General features: G+C 69.9%; 20 protein-coding genes and 1 other RNA gene. 7 read left to right on the top strand and 14 right to left on the bottom strand.

Annotated features, from left to right (window positions below):
* Positions 1-109: 109 nt before the first annotated feature.
* From ABD978_RS34590 to rnpB, 4 genes are all read left to right on the top strand, one after another.
* Entirely contained in the window at positions 110-934 is an 825-nt protein-coding gene (locus ABD978_RS34590; RefSeq protein ID WP_425550800.1) for a Nif3-like dinuclear metal center hexameric protein, read from the top strand.
* The gene (locus tag ABD978_RS34595) at positions 931-1,674 is read left to right on the top strand and encodes a zinc ribbon domain-containing protein (protein ID WP_345364132.1); all 744 of its coding nucleotides are present in this window, start codon (positions 931-933) and stop codon (positions 1,672-1,674) included. Before ABD978_RS34590 ends, ABD978_RS34595 begins: the two co-directional genes overlap by 4 nt.
* Positions 1,671-2,801, top strand: a complete 1,131-nt coding sequence (locus ABD978_RS34600; protein WP_425550797.1) for a bifunctional RNase H/acid phosphatase — start codon at positions 1,671-1,673, stop codon at positions 2,799-2,801. Before ABD978_RS34595 ends, ABD978_RS34600 begins: the two co-directional genes overlap by 4 nt.
* 16 nt (positions 2,802-2,817) lie before the next feature.
* An RNA gene (gene rnpB, locus ABD978_RS34605) (RNase P RNA component class A) lies at positions 2,818-3,201 on the top strand.
* A 43-nt stretch (positions 3,202-3,244) separates the two neighbouring features.
* Here the strand turns inward: rnpB and ABD978_RS34610 are convergent.
* The 3 genes from ABD978_RS34610 to ABD978_RS34620 all read right to left on the bottom strand — a co-directional run bounded on the left by ABD978_RS34610 (position 3,245) and on the right by ABD978_RS34620 (position 6,067).
* Positions 3,245-4,057, bottom strand: coding sequence for a phosphotransferase enzyme family protein (locus ABD978_RS34610; protein ID WP_345364136.1), 813 nt, complete (start codon positions 4,055-4,057; stop codon positions 3,245-3,247).
* Positions 4,058-4,181: 124 nt separating this feature from the next.
* A complete protein-coding gene (gene hemC, locus ABD978_RS34615) occupies positions 4,182-5,189 on the bottom strand; it encodes a hydroxymethylbilane synthase (RefSeq protein ID WP_345364138.1) in 1,008 nt (335 codons plus the stop codon).
* 620 nt (positions 5,190-5,809) lie between these two features.
* A complete protein-coding gene (locus tag ABD978_RS34620) occupies positions 5,810-6,067 on the bottom strand; it encodes a hypothetical protein (protein ID WP_345364139.1) in 258 nt (85 codons plus the stop codon).
* Positions 6,068-6,261: 194 nt separating this feature from the next.
* Here ABD978_RS34620 and ABD978_RS34625 point away from each other — a divergent pair, with 194 nt between their 5' ends.
* Complete coding sequence (locus ABD978_RS34625) at positions 6,262-6,792, top strand: hypothetical protein (protein WP_345364141.1); 531 nt, start codon at positions 6,262-6,264, stop codon at positions 6,790-6,792.
* Between the two features lie 37 nt (positions 6,793-6,829).
* Here ABD978_RS34625 and ABD978_RS34630 read toward each other — a convergent pair whose 3' ends face one another.
* Complete coding sequence (locus ABD978_RS34630; RefSeq protein ID WP_345364143.1) at positions 6,830-7,399, bottom strand: GNAT family N-acetyltransferase; 570 nt, start codon at positions 7,397-7,399, stop codon at positions 6,830-6,832.
* 97 nt (positions 7,400-7,496) lie between these two features.
* On the opposite strand from ABD978_RS34630, the gene ABD978_RS34635 reads away from it, so the two are divergent.
* Positions 7,497-7,961 carry a DUF4279 domain-containing protein gene (locus ABD978_RS34635; protein WP_345364145.1) on the top strand — a complete coding sequence of 155 codons (465 nt, stop codon included), beginning with the start codon at positions 7,497-7,499 and terminating at the stop codon, positions 7,959-7,961.
* A 32-nt stretch (positions 7,962-7,993) separates the two neighbouring features.
* Here the strand turns inward: ABD978_RS34635 and ABD978_RS34640 are convergent, their stop codons facing one another.
* From ABD978_RS34640 to ABD978_RS34685, 10 genes are all read right to left on the bottom strand, one after another.
* Positions 7,994-8,482 (bottom strand): hypothetical protein, encoded by a 489-nt coding sequence (locus ABD978_RS34640; protein ID WP_345364146.1) that lies wholly within the window; start codon positions 8,480-8,482, stop codon positions 7,994-7,996.
* A 364-nt stretch (positions 8,483-8,846) separates the two neighbouring features.
* Positions 8,847-9,512, bottom strand: coding sequence for a 4'-phosphopantetheinyl transferase family protein (locus ABD978_RS34645; RefSeq protein ID WP_345364148.1), 666 nt, complete (start codon positions 9,510-9,512; stop codon positions 8,847-8,849).
* Positions 9,509-10,351 (bottom strand): metallophosphoesterase family protein, encoded by an 843-nt coding sequence (locus ABD978_RS34650; RefSeq protein ID WP_345364186.1) that lies wholly within the window; start codon positions 10,349-10,351, stop codon positions 9,509-9,511. The genes ABD978_RS34645 and ABD978_RS34650 overlap by 4 nt, the downstream gene beginning before the upstream one ends.
* A gap of 114 nt (positions 10,352-10,465) precedes the next feature.
* Positions 10,466-11,134, bottom strand: a complete 669-nt coding sequence (locus ABD978_RS34655; RefSeq protein ID WP_345364150.1) for a lytic polysaccharide monooxygenase auxiliary activity family 9 protein — start codon at positions 11,132-11,134, stop codon at positions 10,466-10,468.
* 209 nt (positions 11,135-11,343) lie between these two features.
* Positions 11,344-11,520, bottom strand: a complete 177-nt coding sequence (locus tag ABD978_RS34660) for a hypothetical protein (protein ID WP_345364152.1) — start codon at positions 11,518-11,520, stop codon at positions 11,344-11,346.
* 23 nt (positions 11,521-11,543) lie between these two features.
* The gene (locus ABD978_RS34665) at positions 11,544-11,858 is read right to left on the bottom strand and encodes a hypothetical protein (RefSeq protein WP_345364154.1); all 315 of its coding nucleotides are present in this window, start codon (positions 11,856-11,858) and stop codon (positions 11,544-11,546) included.
* A gap of 193 nt (positions 11,859-12,051) precedes the next feature.
* Positions 12,052-12,900: a helix-turn-helix domain-containing protein gene (locus tag ABD978_RS34670; protein WP_345364156.1), complete on the bottom strand. Its 849-nt coding sequence runs from the start codon at positions 12,898-12,900 to the stop codon at positions 12,052-12,054.
* A 31-nt stretch (positions 12,901-12,931) separates the two neighbouring features.
* Complete coding sequence (locus ABD978_RS34675) at positions 12,932-13,447, bottom strand: DUF6879 family protein (protein WP_345364158.1); 516 nt, start codon at positions 13,445-13,447, stop codon at positions 12,932-12,934.
* Between the two features lie 468 nt (positions 13,448-13,915).
* Positions 13,916-15,790 carry a hypothetical protein gene (locus tag ABD978_RS34680; RefSeq protein ID WP_345364160.1) on the bottom strand — a complete coding sequence of 625 codons (1,875 nt, stop codon included), beginning with the start codon at positions 15,788-15,790 and terminating at the stop codon, positions 13,916-13,918.
* A gap of 259 nt (positions 15,791-16,049) precedes the next feature.
* Complete coding sequence (locus ABD978_RS34685; RefSeq protein WP_345364162.1) at positions 16,050-16,628, bottom strand: YbhB/YbcL family Raf kinase inhibitor-like protein; 579 nt, start codon at positions 16,626-16,628, stop codon at positions 16,050-16,052.
* Between the two features lie 332 nt (positions 16,629-16,960).
* Between ABD978_RS34685 and ABD978_RS34690 the strand changes: the two genes are divergently transcribed.
* Positions 16,961-18,337 carry an NAD(P)/FAD-dependent oxidoreductase gene (locus ABD978_RS34690; RefSeq protein ID WP_345364164.1) on the top strand — a complete coding sequence of 459 codons (1,377 nt, stop codon included), beginning with the start codon at positions 16,961-16,963 and terminating at the stop codon, positions 18,335-18,337.
* Positions 18,338-18,509: the final 172 nt, after the last annotated feature.

Raw genomic sequence — 18,509 nt, forward strand, 5'->3', positions numbered from 1 at the left:
AACCTCCAACGATCGGCCGAGTGCCATGATTCCGTCCCGGCGCCCCGCCGATGGTATGCGCGATTTCAGGGATCTTGAATGCGCGGTTACCGCGATCTCGGACGGTACCCTGCGGAGGGTGCCCACCACACTGGCCGACATCATCACGATCCTGGAAGATCGCTACGATCCCGCCTGGGCGGAGCCCTGGGATGCCGTCGGCCTGGTCTGTGGTGATCCGGAGGCCGTCGTCCGCCGTGTCCTGTTCGCCGTGGACCCGGTGAGCGACGTGGTCGACGAGGCCCTGGACTGGCACGCCGACCTGATCGTCACCCATCACCCGCTCCTGCTGCGGCCCGTGCACGGAGTGCCGGCCACCACCCCGAAGGGCCGCGCCGTGCACCGGTTGATCACCGCCGGCGCCGCCCTGTACACCGCGCACACCAACGCAGACGTCGCCGACCCCGGCGTGTCCGACGCGCTCGCCCGGGCCGTCGGCGTCACCGGGACCCTGCGGCCGCTCAGCCCGTCCGCGGAAGATCCGCGCCGGGGGCTCGGCCGCGTCGGTGAGCTCCCCGCGCCCGTCACGCTGCGGGAGTTCGCGGACGCCGCGGCCAAGGGCCTGCCCGCCACCGCCGTCGGACTGCGCGTCGCGGGCGACCCGGAGGCGCCGGTCCGTACGGTGGCGGTCTGCGGAGGCGCCGGCGACTCGCTGCTGGGCGCCGCCCGCGCCGTGGGAGCCGACGTCTACCTCACCGCCGACCTCCGCCACCATCCGGCGTCGGAGTTCCGCGAAGATGGAAGTACGGCACTCGTCGACGCCGCGCATTGGGCGACGGAATGGCCGTGGCTCGGCGACGCGGCGGCCGTGGTGCGACAGACTGGCGTGGAGACCCGGATCTCCACCGTTGTAACCGACGCGTGGACCTTTCGATCCCTTGAAGGAAGTACGTGAAAGCAGCACCTGAAGCCCAGATGCGGCTCCTCGACCTGCAGGAGCTGGACAGTCGGCTCGACCGGCTGGCCCACCGCAGGCGCACCCTCCCGGAGCTCGCCGAGATCACGAAGGTCGAGGAGCGCATCGGCGGGGTCGCCGACGCGCTCGTCGCGGCGCAGACCGAGATCAGCGACATCGACCGGGAGCAGAAGAAGGCCGAGCAGGACGTCGACCAGGTACGCGCCCGCGCCGACCGGGACCAGAAGCGGCTCGACTCCGGGCAGGTGTCCTCGGCCCGCGACCTGGAGAACCTCCAGTCCGAGATCGTGTCCCTGCAGAAGCGGCAGGCCGACCTCGAGGACATCGTGCTCGAGGTGATGGAGCGCCGCGAGGAGGCCGAGAACCGCCTGCGCGCCGTCGAGGCGGACAAGGAGGCGGCCGACAAGGAGCTGACCGAGCTGGCCGAGCGCCGCGACGCCGCCCACCAGGAGATCGACGGCGAGGCCGAGCTGGTCCGTACGGCGCGGGCCGGTGTCGCCGACGACATCCCCGGCGACCTGCTCAAGCTCTACGAGAAGCTGCGCGAGCAGCACCGGGGCGTCGCCGCCGCGGCCCTGCTGCGCGGCCAGTGCCAGGGCTGCCACCTGCAGCTCAACACCGTTGAGCTGAACGCCATCCGCGCGGCCGCCGAAGACGACGTCATCCGTTGCGAGGAATGCCGCCGAATCCTCGTCCGCACCCCGGAATCCGGCCTGTGAAGCTGATCGTCGAGGCCGACGGCGGGTCGCGCGGCAACCCCGGACCGGCCGGGTACGGCTCGGTGGTCCGGGACGCCCTCACGGGCCAGGTCCTCGCCGAGCGGGCCGAGTCTCTCGGCGTGGCCACCAACAACGTCGCCGAGTACCGCGGGCTCATCGCGGGCCTGGAGGCCGCGGCGGAGCTCTCCTCGGACGCCGACGTCGAGGTCCGGATGGACTCCAAGCTCGTCGTCGAGCAGATGTCCGGCCGCTGGAAGATCAAGCATCCGGACATGAAGCCGCTGGCGCTCCAGGCGCAGCGGCTGGCCTCGCGGCTGCGTTCGGTCCGCTACACGTGGATCCCCCGGGAACGCAACAAACACGCCGACCGGCTCGCCAACGAGGCCATGGACGCCGCCGCCGAGGGCCGTACGTGGGCGCCGTCCGCGGTCGAGGACGACGAGCCGGACCCGCAGCCGCCCACCGCCACCACGGGCTGGACGCAGCCGACCACGGAGCCGACGACGACGCTGCTGCTCCGGCACGGCGAGACGCCGTACTCCGGGGAGCGGCGGTTCGCCGGCACCGGCGACATCCCGCTCACCGACACCGGCCTGGTCCAGGCCCGCGCCGCGGGGGAGGCCCTCGCCGGTCGCGGCATCGAAGCGATCGTCACGTCGCCGCTCAAGCGCACGCGGCAGACCGCCCAGGAGGTCGCCCAGGCCCTCGACGTCCCGGTCCGCGTCGAGGACGACCTGCGCGAGACCGACTTCGGAGACTGGGAGGGCTACACCTTCGCCGAGGTCCGCGAACGCTGGCCCGCGGAGATGGACGCCTGGCTCGCCGACCCGTCCGTCGCGCCTCCCTACGGTGAGAGCTTCGAGGCCACCCAGAAACGCGTGCAGACCGCCCGCGACAAGCTGCTCGTCCGCTTCCGGAAGCAGAAGATCCTCGTCGTGTCGCACGTCACGCCGATCAAGACGCTCGTACGCCTGGCGCTGGAGGCCCCGCCCTCCGCGCTCTACCGGATGCACCTGGACGTCGGATCGCTGTCGGTCGTCGACTGGTACGCCGACGGCCCCGCCGTCGTACGGTCCCTCAACGACACCCACCACCTGCGTCAGGGTGCCGAACCGGGCCTTTGGTAAAATCTTGAACGACGGACGAGTCGGCCGGACGGTCGCGTCGGAGTTCCGCTCCGACGAGGAAGGTCCGGGCTCCACCGGGCAGGGTGGTCGGTAACGCCGACCCGGGGTGACCCGCGGGAAAGTGCCACAGAAAACAGACCGCCTCCGCGTGCGGAGGTAAGGGTGAAACGGTGGTGTAAGAGACCACCAGCGCCCCAGGTGACTGGGGCGGCTCGGCAAACCCCACCCGGAGCAAGGTCAAGAAGGACCCGCAACGCGGGTCCGCGCAGGCGTTCGAGGGCGGCCCGCCCGAGCCTGCGGGTAGACCGCTCGAGGCCGCCGGCAACGGCGGCCCTAGATGGATGACCGTCGCTCCGCGCGAGCGGAGGCACAGAACCCGGCCTACAGGCCGACTCGTCCGTCACCCACGCGCTCGGCACACCCTCGGCGAGCGCCGTACGCGATCAGCCATGGGTGTCCAGCCCTTTGCAATCGAGCGCTGCTCGGATCTGGCTGAGCCACTCTGTGCCCAGCCGGCGCCCGTTCGGGAGTTGGTCACCTCGATCCCAGCGCCACGTTGTGATCATCGCCAGCACGAGGATCCGGCACTCGCGCAGCAAGCCTTGATCGACACCCGGATAGTGCTCGCCGACTTCTTCGGGCGCATGGGCGAGGTCGAATTCGACAGGCCCACGGCAACACGTCTCAAGGTCTATGAACAGCAGACCGTTCTTCGTGGTGAGCACGTTGCCCGGGTGCGGCTCGCCGTGCAGCAGTTGCTCAGCGCCGCCGCGCTCGTCGATCACACGCCTCAGGCTTCGCAACGTGTCGCCGAGCAGCTCCCGGTCCGCTCCGGCGAGCGCCGGAGTGCGGTCGCGGTCCGTCACGAGTTGTTGAGCCTGCTCGACTCGATTCGTGAAGTGCGGCGTCGGGACGTCGACCTCGCGCATGCCGGCGTGCAGTCGCTGGAGCGCATTGGCGTAGTCGGTCGGTGAGACCTCTCCAGGTGCCACGGGTTCGTAGTAGGTCCATAGCGTGACCACGAAGCCATCACGCTCATAGGCGCGTGGCTCCACCCGAGGCTCGAGAGCAGCCACCGGGCACCCGGATTCGGCGAGCCGCTGAGCAAGCTCGAGTTCGAACCATGCGACCTGATGCGCTACAGGTGCCACCCGGGCCAGGACGTCACAAGACAGCAGACGCAGAGTCAGCTTGTTCGAGTCATGAAGAACGATCGCGTCGTCGGCTGTCAGGCCAAGTGATGAGGCGGTGGACATGGCCGCGGCTACCACACGCGAAACCTCTGAGGCCTGCACTGTCGCCTGGCCCCTCTCCCGTGAGCGCTGCCGTAACTCTCCAAGCGGTGCAACGCGCGCACCCTACCAAGTGGTCGGTATCGGATCAGTGGGGAATGCCGGCGATGATGTCGCGGGCGCCCTTGCGCGCGAGCGTGGCGGCGACGAGGGCGCCGAGTTCGGGCGCGCGGTCGGGGGTGTCCGATTCGTGGGCGTAGGCGAACTCGCCGCCGTCGCGGGAGAAGACCATGCCGGTCAGCGAAAGCCGTCCGTCCGGCGTGGTGGTGCAGTGCCCGGCGATCGGGGAGTTGCAGTGTCCTTGCAGGCCGTGCAGCATCGTCCGCTCGGCGGTGATGTGCGTGCGGGTCTCGGGATGGTCGACCAGGCGCAGCAGCTCGCGGATTCCCTCATCCGCCTCGCGACACTGGACGCCGATGACGCCGGCGCCGATCGCGGGGCACATCTGGTCCATCTCCAGGATCTGGCCGACACGGTCCGACACTCCGGCGCGTACGAGGCCGATGCGGGCCAGGACGAGCGCCTCGATGCGGTCGTCGTTCTCGTCGAGCTTGGTAAGGCGGGGGATGACGTTGCCGCGGAAGGGGACCACTTGCAGATCGGGGCGGGCTTGCAGGATCTGGGCTTTGCGTCTTACCGCGGAGGTGCCGATCACCGAACCGGGCGGGAGTTCGTCGAGGGAGGTGTAGCGGGAACCGGAACGCCATACGACGCAGTCGCGGACGTCTTCGCGGGGAAGATAGGCCGCGAACATCAGCCCCTCTGGGAGCGGGACGTCACCGGGCACGTCTTTCATGGCGTGGACGGCCATGTCGATCTGGCCGGCGACCATCGCCGCGTCGATCTCCTTCATGAAGGCGCCCTTGCCGCCGAGTTGGGCCAGGTCGCCCTTCCACGCGTCACCGGAGGTCTTGATGGCGACGATCTCGACGTCGATGTGCGGGAGCACGTCGCGGATCGCCTCGACGACGCGGTTCGCATAAGCCATGGCCAGGTGTGAGGTGCGGCTGCCGAGCCGGAGTTTCCTGCGCGGTAGGACCTGGTCGAAGTCCGTGGTGACGGTCGTGCTGGTGGAGTCGGCAGGGACGATGGTCATAGCGGCAACGCGTTCCTTGTCGTGATCGGCCGGCCGGAGTCGTGGGGTATCTCGGGGATGTCCCGCGGCGGCGTAGGCGCTGATCCTTGCAGCGCCCGTTCGCTTCAGTGCGGTGAACGGCTCGATCTGCGGTGTGAGATCCAACGCCTTGTGTTCGCCTGGGCATAGCGTTCGGCCTCTCGTCGGACCGAGTGCGGGGAGCCGTCCGCGACCTGCACGTCGTCATGATCACGCTCGTCGTCCTCGTGCCGGCGCTGCTGCTGCTCATCGGCCGGCGGAACCGGCGGTCCGTGGCGGATCGCGCCGCCTCCGCCGAGGAGGCGGGACGGCCGTCCTCACCCGGCGGAGGAAGAGCAGGGGGATCGCGCTGGGGACGACATCGTTCGCGCTCCTGGGAACCGTCTACGGGCTGAACGTCACGCTGAACGGCACCCGTACCGGCGACGTCGCCTACCACCTTGGCATTCTGGCCACATCGCTCATCATCCTCGGCCTGCTCCTCGTGCCGGGCGGGTTGGATGTCCAGCCACGGGGGAAGGGAAGAGGGCCCGGCTGATGCCGGGCCCCTGGTTGAGCGAGGAGGCTGTGGGCCTCCTCGCACAACCGCGTCCCGAGTTCCCTCAGAAGAGGGAACGCGCGACGCGGCGGCCCTTCCGGACGCCGAAGACGATGCCGCCGACGATGCTGACTCCGAGCAGCCCGGCACCGACGATGGCGCCGGCGGGGGCGGAGACGGCGAACCCGACGATGACGCCGAAGATGAGGCCGGTGAGGACGCCGGTGACACCGCCGATGACGAAGCCACCGAAGGCGCCGACACCGGTGCCGGCACCGACGCCGAGGTCGCGGGCGGTCATTCCGCTGTCCTTGTGGTTCATGAGGTCCTCCATTTTTACGCCGTGCCCCACCTCTGAGTTGGGGCATCTAGGGCCTACCGTCCGGAACGACGCGCGTCGCGCAGGAAAGCTGGTGGGAATTCTCGATGAGTGGCCATCTGCGGCCACAAAGGCGTCGATCTCGGTTGACGATATGGTGCCGGGTCCAGGAGCATCCGCCGGTGATCACGATCCGCATGAACGACGATGCGGCCGACGCCCTGGGGCTTCTTGTCGGCGACGCGCCCCCGGACGCGTACCCGGAGTTGGACGATCAACTGCGCGAGATGCTCGCCCGGGGGCTCACCCGCAACGACGACGCCCTCGTCTTCGTGATCAATGATCGGGGCGGGGCCAAGCTGACGGCCGGCTCACGCGACGCCATGGCCCGGATGGGCTGGGACACCACGCAGTACGAGTGCCAGGCCAGCAGCTTCCACCTGGAGGACCACGCTCCGGTCACCGTCGACGTCGTCGACCGTGACCTGTACATCAGCCGGGAAGACCAGGTGCTGATGCTCAGACTCGGCCTGAGGGTGGCCGACGGCGTCGGCCGACTCGTTCGCTCGCTTCCCGACCCCGTTCCCGTCAGGTGCATCATCGGCGCGGGACCGACCAATGGGACCTTCCGCCTCCATCAGCTTCGGGAGGGGGAATCCTGGCTTGTCGACGACCTTGACCGCTATCACGATGAAATGCTCGTGGTCGTCGACATCGAGCCCGGATGACGGGCGGGGCGTTCGTCGGCCGGGTCCCGCGTATCGATCAGCCGAGGCGCTGACGCTCCCAGTCGGCTCTGCTCAGCGCGTACTCGACCTCACCATGCTCGGAGCCTTCGATGGGATCCCACCCCTCGGGGTGGAAGGTACGCACCAGTGTCAGGCCGGCCTTCTCCAGCACGCGCCGAGAGGCGGAATTGACCGTCATCGTCTCCGCGACCACACGTTCCACCCCTTGCTCGGTGAAACCCTTGTCGATCAGCGCACGGGACCCCTCGGTGGCGTAGCCCTTGCCCCACGCCGACCTGTGCAGTCGGTAGCCGAGCTCGATCTCGCCATCACGTGCTTCATCCTCGTGCGGTCGAAAGTGGAACCAGCCCAGAAACCGTCCGGTGGCCTTCTCCTCCGCCGCCCAGAACCCGAGATCTTCGAACCGCTCGTAGTAGCCGAGGAACTTGGGCAGAACCCGGCTGCGGATCTCTTCGCGGGAACTCGGCCTGCCGCCGGTGAGGTAGCGCATGACCTCGGGATCGCCATTCAGCTCGACCAGATTGTCCTCGTCGGCCGTGGTGAAACGGCGGAGTATCAGACGGTCGGTCTCCAAGAAGAGGGACATTTCTCGATCATCCCGCCTCCGAGAACCATGTCGTGCGGCTCAGGTGCTCTCGGTCTCCGCTCGCAGAGAGGCGGACGGCGGTCGGTAGGGTGCCGGCGTGCTCGTCTCTCAGTACACCTACTTCGCCCTGGCCTCGACGTGGATGCCGGCGACCGAGATCACGGCTCGGCTGGGGATCGAGCCCGACGAGGTGACCGTGCGCGGTAGTCGTCTCACCAGGCCGCCCCGGCCGGTCGCCCATGAGTGGCATGTCGTCTGCCGCAAGCCCGGTCTGACCGTCGATGAGCAGATGACCCGGATCATCGACAGGCTGTTCGACCACGCCGAGCGCATCGGCGCCCTGGCCGCCGAACTCGACCGAGTCGATGGAGAGTCGGGTGCCAGTCGATTGCAGGTCGTGCGGATATTCGAGCATCCGGAGGGTTCGACCAGCCCGATCGGCGGCCTTGAGAACCACTCTGAACGACACCGGTTGCTCGGCTGGCACCTCGATGCGCGGGCCCGGGAGTTCCTCCGGCTGACCCGTGCGGAGCTGGACGTGGACGAATACGCCTACGGATGACGGACACCGGGCGAGTCATGCCTGGGGAGTCCTCAGAGGTAGTCGAAGAAGCGGATCCACCAGGTTCCACTCTGCGGCGCGAACACGGCCGGATCCCAGACGCCGTCGTAGCGGCGCCAAAGGGGCTTTTCGGGGATGAGGCGGTAGCCGAGGTCGGCGAGAGCGCTGTCGCTTCGGTGAGCGTCGTCGGGATGCAGCAGCTCGGCCATCTCGGCGTCGGTCCAGACGCCGGGTTCGTCGAGGGAGAGGACCGCCAAATCCCCGAAGTTGCTGATGCTCATGACCAGCGGGCGGCGGGTGGCGGTGGCATGCGCGGGGAGCTCGATGCGGCCGTGGAGGGCGGCGTCCTGAACGTTCCGGTCCACGCCGCATCGGCAGTTGAAATCGCCGTCGAGGCGCTGGACGAGCCGCTCGAAGCGGGCACGGACTCGCTGATGGTCGTAGCCGGCCGGGGACTCGAGGTGCTCCGAGTCGTCGAGCGAGCGCAGCAAGTCCCAGAGCTCGACGTCATCAGCGAACATCTGGTCATTGTCGCCGCCCGCCCCGCTCGGCGAAAATCGCGCGCGAAAGTCTCGGGGAACACCTGCCAGCCGCCCGCTTCATTCCGGTTCAGCAGGACCGGCGCGCCCGGCGGAGCCTCGTTCACCGAGTGTTCTGTACCCCGCCCGCTGACACCCGCCCGTCGACGGCAGGCGCGCGGCGAGGTCGCCGCCGCTCTTGACCCGAAGGATCCGGCGGCGTTCGCGAGCGAAATGCTCGGGGAACGGCCGAGGCCCGCGCTGGCATGTCGCCTTTGTGACTGTTCGTGCTCGCGGTAACCGAGCGTTCGGTCCGCCCATTCCGGCGCGTCTGAGCGTGTGCGGGTGCCGGGCGTCGCGTTGACGGTCAGGAAGGGGAGCGTACGACGGAGATGGCGGTGAGGATCAGGCCGTCGCGGACGAGCCATCGGCCGGTGAAACCGGTCAACGGGCGGCCGTCGACCTGCGGGGGAGGGACGGTCAGCGCGGCGGAGAAGGTTCCGGCCTCGGGGTCCACGGTGATGCTCGCGCCCTCGAAGTCCAGCCAGCGCCGGGTCAGCGGGAACCACGCCTTGTAGACCGACTCCTTGGCGCTGAACAGCAGGCGGTCCCAGCGCACACCGGAGTCGGCGGCGAGCAGGTCGGTCAGCCAGGCGCGCTCTTCGGGGCGGGACACGGCCCCCAGGACACCGTCGGGGAGCGGACCGTTGGGCTCGGCGTCGATGCCGATCGTCTGGACGTCGCGGGACCGGGCGACCGCGGACGCCCGGTAGCCGTCGCAGTGGGTCATGCTGCCCACGATCCCGTCCGGCCAGATCGGCGCGCCGCGTTCGCCCCGGAGGAGGGGCGCCGGGGCGACGCCGAGGCGCGCGAAGGCCGTACGGGCGCACGCCCGTACGGTGGTGAACTCCCTGCGGCGCTTGTCGACGGCGCGGGCGAGCAGCGCCTCCTCTTCGGGGAACAGCGTCGTCGCGGGCGCGTCGTCGAAGGTGTCCTCGCCCACCGCCTCCGGTGGCAGCAACTCCTCGATCATGGTGTCGGAAGGATCTGCCGCAGGGTCGGTGCCGCCGGGCGTTTCTGCCACTCGCGCGGGTAACCGACCGAGACCTCCTCGAAGCGCACGCCGTCGTGGTAGGTCGTGCGCGGGATGTGCAGGTGGCCGTAGACGGCCACGGTCGCCCGGAAACGCAGGTGCCAGTCGGCGGTCCGTTCGGTGCCGCACCACTGGGCGAACACCGGGTGGCGCAGGATCCGGGTCGGCTCCCGCACCAGGGGATAGTGGTTCACCAGTACGGTCGGCAGCTCCGGATCCAGCGCCGCCAGGCGCTGCTCGGTCGCCGCCAGCCGGGCCCGGCACCATGCGTCGCGCGTGGGGTACGGGTCCGGGTGCAGCAGCATCTCGTCGGTGCAGACCACGCCCTCCTCGTAGGCCTGCGCCAGCGCGGCCTCCTTGGTCGTGACGCCGTCGGGACGGAACGTGTAGTCGTAGAGGAGGAAGAGCGGCGCGACGACGGCCGGGCCGCCCGGACCCCGCCAGACCGCGTACGGATCCTCCGGAGTGAGCACGCCAATGGCCCGGCACAGCTCGACGATCCGCAGGTAGCGGGCCTCGCCGCGCAGCCCGGTCGTGTCGCGCGGGTGGGTCCACAGCTCGTGGTTGCCGGGCGTCCACACGACCGTCGCGAACCGTCGTCGCAGCGTGTCCAGCGCCCACGCGATGTCGTCGAACTTCTCGCCGACGTCACCGGCGACGAGCAGCCAGTCGTCATTCGACTGCGGACGCAGCTCCTCCACCAGCTTCCGGTTCTCCGAGTAGGAGACGTGCAGGTCGCTGATGGCGAAGAGCTTCGCGCCCTCTCCCGGCGTGCCGATCACATCCGTGATGCTACGGCGGATCTTGCCGGAGCGGACCCCCTCACCATCCCCGCTCGAGCAGCCGTCGACCGCCGGCCCGTGCGAGCGCGGACCGGCGGCCGGGAACGGAGGTCAGCCGAAGTTCACGTCACTGCAGAAGAAGAACGCCTGGTCCATGTGCGAGGCCTGCCAGATCGTGAAGACGACGTGGCGGCCCGTACGGCCCGGGGCGCTGAGGTTGTCGACGATGTAGTCGCTGCCCGGCGCGTACTTGCCCGTCTTGCGGATCAGCTCCAGATCGCTCCAGCGCAGGGGCTGGGTGAGGGCGTCGTACCCCTGCCGGGTGACGTAGACGAGGAGGTAGTCGGCGCCGTGATGGGCCTGGTCCATGAGGTGCACCGAGAACGTGTTGTGCACGGCGGCCGTCTTCCAGGCACCGGGGACGTCGAGGGAACGGTAGCGGCCGCTTTCGGTCAGGCCGCCGCTGCACAGCTGCCCGTCCGGCAGGCCCGCCTGGAAGTTGCCGCCGAGGCCGTTGCGGTACAGGCCGTTCCAGTTCCACATGGCGTTCGGATTGTCCTGCCATGCCTGCCAGCACATCGGGTCCTGCTGCTGCATCGCGGGGTCCTGGAAGTCGCTTCCCCAACGCAGCCAGCAGCCGTAGTTGCGGGAGGCGGGGTCGACGACCGAGCCGTGGGCGAAGGCGGCGTCGGCCCAGGGGATCAGGAACAGCACTGCCGCCGACAGCAGGGTCAGGGCGCGGAGCGCCCGGCGGGAGAGGTGACCTCGGTGGTGGTGCATGCGCGTTTCTCCGTCTCGCGGGGACAGAACGGACGGTGGGAGCGCACGATGGATCTTATCCTGACAGAGTGGTTTACCGAACTTTACCGGTGAAACTTTCACCGTCTCGGTACGGGTCGGCGGCCGAGCATGAGTCGAGCCGCGGTGGCGGGGGCGTGGTCACCGCCACCGCGGCTCGGTCCGTTCGCGCGATCGGGCCGGGGGCTCGGTCACGCGGGCTTGTCGAACGCGCCGTCGAACTTCGCGCAGATCTCCCGCGCCTCGTCGGGGTAGCGTCCGATCAGTCGGTGCAGCTCGGCGAGCTCGGCGTCGCGGCGAAGGTGTCCGACCACGGTCATCTCGTCGAGGATCTGCCGGAACTCGCTCAGCTCCTGGTCATAACTCATGCGGCCTCCTTCGCCCCGTTCGCTCATGTGTCCGTCCGGAGACGTGAGGCGCGGTTGCCGATCACGCGACTGATCTCCCGGGCCGCCAAGACCTTGTCCACCGCCGGACAGATGGGCTGGCCCCACGAGTAGAAGAACCAGTAGGCGTCGCCGTCCACGATGTGGTGTTCGCAGCGGATCGTCTCCGACATGACAGGCGCATGCCGGTTGGTCGCCCGGAGGTACGGTGCCGCGCCGTGGGGATGGTCGAAAATGGTCTCGAAGCCGGCCTGATCGAGCGCACCCCGCAGTTCGTGCAGGTGCCGGACGACTAACGCGGCGACGGTCTCCTCGCCCATGTGCGTTCTCCTCATCGCGCGGGGTACACGGCCGTCTGCCGTGACGTTAAAGCCGGCGACCTGGCAGGTGCGAGGAGTGTGCCCGAGTGTGGCGCACGCTTAAGGCGCACGGGCCTCCGGCGCGCGGTCCCGGGCCCGGCGGACGCCCGCCGGGCCGGCTCAGAGGCGGCTCACTCGGGTCCGGCGGGGGAGCTCAGCCGAGGGTGTCGATCGCGGCGGTGATGAGCGCCCGTGCGGCGGTGCCGAAGACCGCCATCGTCGACAGCTCGGCGAACGCCTTCGCGTACAACTCCACCTCGCCCGGTGTCGTGACCGTCACCGCCGCCGACAGCAGCTCCACCGAGACCTGGGCGGAGTCGAAGATGTTGAAGCCCTCCAGGGTCCACATCCGGCGGCCGCCGTGGTCGAAGGGGATGACGCCCAGGGACACCGATGGCATCGCCATGATGTCCAGCAGGTGGTGCAGCTGCCCGGCCATGGTCTCGGGGCCGCCGACCTGGTAGCGGAGCACCGACTCCTCGACGAGCACGGCGAACCGGTGGTCGCCGTCCCGTACGACGTGTGAGCGGGCCATCCGGGCGGCCACCGCCTCCTCGACGTCGTTCGGGGAGTCGTGGAACGTCGTGATGGCCGACAGCAGCGCCCCCGCGTACGCGGCCGTCTGGAACAGGCCGGGAACGACCTGGGAGCAGTAGACACGGAAGTTGCGGGTCCGCTCGTACAGCGGCACGCGGGACTCCTGGAGCCGGCGCAGGCCGGTGCGCTGCAGCCGCCGCCACTCGACGTAGGCGCCCTCGACGGTGCGCAGCGAGGCCACGAGGTCGGCGGCCTGGTCGTCGGCCTTGCAGACGGCGCACCAGCGGCGGATGTCGTCGACGGAGGGCGGCCGGGAGGCGTGCTCGATCTTGGAGATCTTGGTGCGGTCCCATTCGGCGGCGAAGGCGAGCGCCTTGGCGGTCAGGCCGGCGTCGACCCTGATCTCCCGCAGCCGGTCGGCGATGGCCTGACGGGCCGCCTGGACGGACGAGGACGGTGAGCTCATGGACACCGTCCCCCGCGATGGTCCGGGGCGCTCAGGCGGGGCGATAGTCATCGTGATCGACCCCGCGTTCCCAGGCCGCCTCGAAGGCGGAGGTGCATAGCTTCACCACGTCAGGATCCTCCCAGACGTCGTGGCCGACGAAGTCCCCGTCTCCGGCGAAGTAGCCGAATCGTACGACCCGGCCATCGAACACCCAGAAGTCGTTGCCTGGCAGGGCCAGGTCCGAGGCCTGCCGGCGAGGCAGCCACCGTACCTGCTCGCCGGCCGCGACGTTCAATCCTCCCGTTATGTTGTATTCGAAACGGATGAAGTCCGCCAGTGGTTCCGACACGATGCGGACGCGCCGCATCCGGACACCACGGGCGACGGTGGTCCGTACGAGCGCGAACCATTCGGCGTAGCGCTCCGGCCCGTCGATCCGGAGCCCCGCCCGCCAGTCGCGGTAGACGGGATCACCGGGCGTGTAGCCGTCCCGCATCTCCAGGTGGACGGCCGACTCGTCGCACTCGGCCAGCAGGTCATTGAACGATGGGACCTCCGGCGACATCGCACGCCTCCTTCAGGATCGGTGCCATCCGCGCCGGTAGCCGCAGCACCGTCTCGTGGTCGGGTATCGGGCCGGTCGCCAGGCATTCCCTCCGAGTATCCGGGTCCGCGGTCCATCCTTGAATGACGATCTCGCTGGTCTTCTCGTCCACCCACACGGTGGGGCAGTTATCCCCGTTGGTGAATGGGTCGATTCCGACGAACTTAAGAGGCATGGATGATCTCCTGAGTCGCTGTCCGTGTACGGAGTGCGTAGGAGAGATTCACGCAGCGTGATGGGGGTGGTCAAACGGTTGCCATGCAATCGAACGGTCGTTCGCCGCTTCTCCGGAGGGATCCTTACATCCCGCGGTGTACGTCTCTTCCGCCGTGACCGCCGGGTGGACGAAACCGACCCCCCGGGAAAAAGACGTGGGCTCCGTGGTTCGCACGAACCACGGAGCCCACGGTCGTGTCGGGGTGAGGGGCCTCAGCCGCGATGGTCCCCGTAGGAGCCCCAGTCGTCCGAACGCTTGTCGTCGGTCTTCCGGTCGCCGTAGGAGGTGCCGTACGGGCTGCTCGGGTAGGCCTGCGTCGCGTTGGGATCGTCGGACGCCTGGCCGGACCCGGGCGTCGAGGAGCCGAGGTCGTAGCCGGAGCCGGAGCCGGGCGAGGAGGAGCCCAGGTAGTCCGAGCCGCCGTAGGACGAGCCGGAGGTCTGGTAGCCGCCGGTGTTCGAGTAGCCGCCGGTGGACGTGCCGCCGTAGGACCCGTACGAGTCCGACGACGAGGACGACGAGCCGGTGTATCCGCCGCCGAGCGGGTCGTCCTGGCTCGCCGAGCCCGAGCCCGAGCCCGAGCCCGAGCCCGAGCCCGAGCCGTACGAGGACGAGTCGCCGCCGTACGCCGGGGAGGAGCCGTAACCGCTGGAGCCGCTGTCGTAGGAGGGGGTGCTGTACCCGCCGGTCGAGCTGTAGCCGCCGGACAGCGGGTCGGACCCGTACGAGCCGCTCGTCGAGGAGCCGTAGGAGGAGTCCCCGGAACCACCGCTGTAGGAGTCGGAGGACCCGTAGGAGCCCGTCGACCAGCCGCCGCCGGTGGAGGAGCCGGCCGAGGAGGAGCGGTACGAGTGGTCGCCGGTGTCGAGCGGGTCGGTGAGCGGGTCGAACTTGGCGGGGCTCGGCGAGGCCGGGGCAGGGCCGCCCGAGGCCGGGGCGGAGCCTCCCGAGTCTCCCTCACCGCCTCCGGCGCGCTGCCGCTGGATCTTGGCCAGCAGCTCGTCGACGGCCGGGACGACGGGTCCGTCGTCGCTGCCGCTGATCGAGGGGGAGGAGCCGAGCGGGGCCGAGGAACCCAGCGGGGAGGGGACCGGCGGAGTCGGCGCGGCGGGGGAGCTCGAGCCGTACGTCGGGCGTTCGCCGGTGTTCAGCGGATCGTCGCCGTAACCGCTCGTCGGGTCCGCGCCGTACGGGCGGTCGCCGCCGTACGAGGGCTCGGACGAGTACGGGGACTCCGAGGAGTACGACGGTGCCTCCGAGGAGTAGGACGGCTCGGAGGAGTACGACGGTGCCTCGGAGGAGTAGGAGGGCGCCTCAGAGGAGTACGAGGGCGCCTCGGACGAGTAGGACGGCTCGCTCGGGTAGGAGGGCGAGAAGCCGCCGCTCTGTTCGGTCGAGCCGTACGCCGGGATCTCGTCACCGGCCACCGTCTCGGCCGCCCGTTCGGAGGACGGGATGTCCAGCGCGGACGGGAGCGACGGGATATCGAGCGGGCCGGGCGGCGTCGACGGCGTGTCGAGGGCCGGGACGGCCGGCTGCGGCCTGGTCGGCGGTGCCGGTGAGTCGATCGGGCCACCGTGCGGCGACTGGCCGGCGAGCGGCATGCCCTGCGGCTGCGGGCCGGCCAGCGGCGTCGGCTCGGGGTGCGCCGCCTGGTGGTGGCCCAGGGGGTCCTGCCCCCGCGCCTCGGACGGCTGCCCGGCGTCCTGCCGCCAGGGGAACTTCGGCTTGTCGAAGGTGATGGTCGACCAGTACTCGTCGTCGTCCATGTCCTCGTTGTTCCGGCTGCCCGGAGGCGCGGCCGGAACCGGGGCGGGCAGCTGCGCCGGACCGGCGCCCGGGCCGGCGATCGGCGCGGCGGGCAACTGGTGCTGCTGCGGGAGCGGAGCACCGGCCACGCGCATGTCGCCGCCGCCGTAGGAGTCCTCCACCGCCTCGTCACCCTCGGCGCGGCGGCCTCGGGATCTGCCGGCGCGGCGGCCCCGGGGCTGCTCCTCGTCGGACATCCAGTCGTCTTCGTCTCCGGCACGGCTCGCCCTCATGCCGAGGGCGACGAGCACCCCGACCAGGATGACGACCGCGACCAAGCCAAGGACAACGATCAGACCCCACATAGCTACCACCCAACGCCATGGTCTAGCGGTCGACGCCGACGCGGAGACCTTTTCCCGTGATCACCGGCACCGGGCCCCCCAAGGAGCTAGACCGATTGTCGCCGACCGCTATGACCCTTGTCATACGGTTCGCACACATCTACCTTCACACTACTGGCCCTCAGACCCGTTGGTGCCGCCATGCCCGCTCCACGCCTCCTGGCGCGCGGCGACGGTCCGGCGCACCGGTCCCTCAGGACTTCACGACCGCTCCCTGGAAGATCGCGGTCAGCCGGCCCCGCGCGATCGTACGGGAGGCGATCGCCGCCAGGGCGTCGCCCAGGCTCGCGCCGTTCTTCAGGGGCACCTTGTCCTTCAGCGCGTAGAGCGTGAAGCGGTACTTGTGCACCTCTCCCTTCGGCGGGCAGGGCGGGGCGTACCCGACCTTCTGCGCGGTGTTGACCGCCTGCTCGGCGTGCGGCGGGACGGTGTTCTCCAGGAGCTCGGCCGCCGTGGCGTCGATGTTGTAGAGCACCCAGTGGACGTACGCGCCGCTGGGGGAGTCCGGGTCGTCGATGACGAGCGCGAGGGAACCGACGCCGTTCTGCGCGACGGACCAGCGCAGCGGCGGCGTCTTGGACCGGCCGCCGTACTGCGGGCATGCGAAGCGGACGGGCATCGGCGCGCCGTCGCGGAACGCCGGACTGGTCACCGTGATCGAGTCCGGAACGCTGCCGCGTACGAGTTTGTTCTGCCCGAAGAGGCTGCAGCCCGTGAGGGACAGCAGCCCGACGACGGCCAGGCACACCGGCCGCCACAACGTGGTCATCATCGATATACAGCTCCCGGGGGACGATCGTACGCCGCGCCCGGCGGATGTCCGCGTATTCGGCGCATCGGGGGCCGCGCGGCTCCTCGACGCGGCGTCGGGACCGAACACCGGGCGTGCGGCTCACCCTAAAGCGGTCCGGCGGCCGATGCCGTCTCGACCGGCGGACGGCCGGGAGACGGCCCGAGGAGGAAGGCGGGTCATGCGGCGGCACGATCGGAAGAGGTGGCGGATTTCTCGGCGGAACCCGCCGGTTCGTTTGGCGTAACGTGAACTTTCGCGATCTTTCACATGGCGATCCCCTGGAATATCAGGCTCGATGGCGTAGTTTGTGAATGTATTCACAAGTCGAGCAGTCGAGCGAGGAGAGCATCGCCGTGGCCACGAGCCCGAACCCGAGCCGGACCACTCCCCACATCCTCATCGTCGGCGGCGGTTACGTCGGCATGTACACCGCACTGCGCCTGCAGCGGCGACTGCGGTCGAACGAGGCGACGATCACGGTCGTGGACCCCCAGTCGTTCATGACCTACCAGCCGTTCCTCCCCGAGGTGGCCGCCGGCCACCTGGAGGCCCGCCACGTCGTCGTGCCGCTGCGCCGGGTGCTGCCCAAGGCGCGCGTCCTGAACGGGCGGGTCGTCTCCGTCGACCACGCCCACCACGTCGCGACGGTGCGCCCGGCGTCCGGCCCGGCGACCGAGATCTCCTACGACTACCTGGTGATGGCGCCGGGATCGGTCTCCCGCACGCTTCCGATCCCCGGGCTCGCCGAGCACGGCATCGGATTCAAGAACATCGCCGAGGCCATCCACCTGCGCAACCACGTGCTCGGACGGCTCGACGCCGCCGCCTCCACCGACGACGAGGCGGTGCGCCGCCGCGCCCTGACCTTCGTCTTCGTCGGCGGCGGCTTCGCCGGCGTCGAGGCCCTGGCCGAGCTGGAGGACATGGCGCGCGGCGCCCTGAAGTACCACCCGGAGCTCGGCCCGCAGGACATGCGCTGGGTGCTCGTCGAGGCCAGCGACCGGATCCTGCCCGAGGTCGGCGACCGGATGGGCCGCTACACGGTCGAGGAGCTGCGCCGCCGGGGCATCGACGTACGGCTGAACACGCGCCTCACGTCGGCCGTCGACCGCCGGATCGTGCTGGACGACGGGACGGAGTTCGAGGCGGGCACGCTCGTGTGGACCGCCGGCGTCAAGCCGAATCCCCTCAACCGCTCCACCGACCTGCCCCTGGACCGGCAGGGCCGCATCGTGGCGACCGAGTACCTCACCGTCGAGGGCGCCGACGACGCGTTCGTGGCCGGTGACTGCGGCGCCGTCCCGGACCTGACCCGGCCCGGTGAGTACTGCGCGCCCAACGCCCAGCACGCCGTGCGCCAGGCCAAGCGGCTCGCCGACAACATCGTGGCGACCCTTCGCGGCAAGGAGCGCAAGGCGTACCGCCACTCGTACGCCGGGTCGGTCGCCAGCCTCGGCCTGTACCGGGGCGTGGCGCACGTGTACGGCGTGAAGCTGCGCGGGTTCGCGGCCTGGTTCATGCACCGGACGTACCACCTGTCGCGGGTGCCCACCGTCAACCGCAAGGTGCGCGTGGTGGCCGACTGGACGCTCGCGCTGTTCTTCCGTCGCGAGACGGTGGCCCTGGGCGGCATCGAGAGGCCACGCGCGGAGTTCGAGCTGGCCAGCGGGCAGGACCGCGCGGCCTGACCCGTGTCCCCGCCCCCGGCCGGGGGCGGGGGCGCCGAGTCCTTCCCGGCCAGGGGGCGGTCACGGCGCGCGAAGTACCACTTTTCCGTCCTCGCGGCGGGTCGGCGGGGAGGCCGACCCGCCGTTTTTGTGCGAGACTCAACGCGATATATCTCGCGAATTCGGAAAAGCC

Source organism: Actinoallomurus liliacearum (assembly GCF_039542035.1).
Lineage (GTDB): Bacteria > Actinomycetota > Actinomycetes > Streptosporangiales > Streptosporangiaceae > Actinoallomurus > Actinoallomurus liliacearum.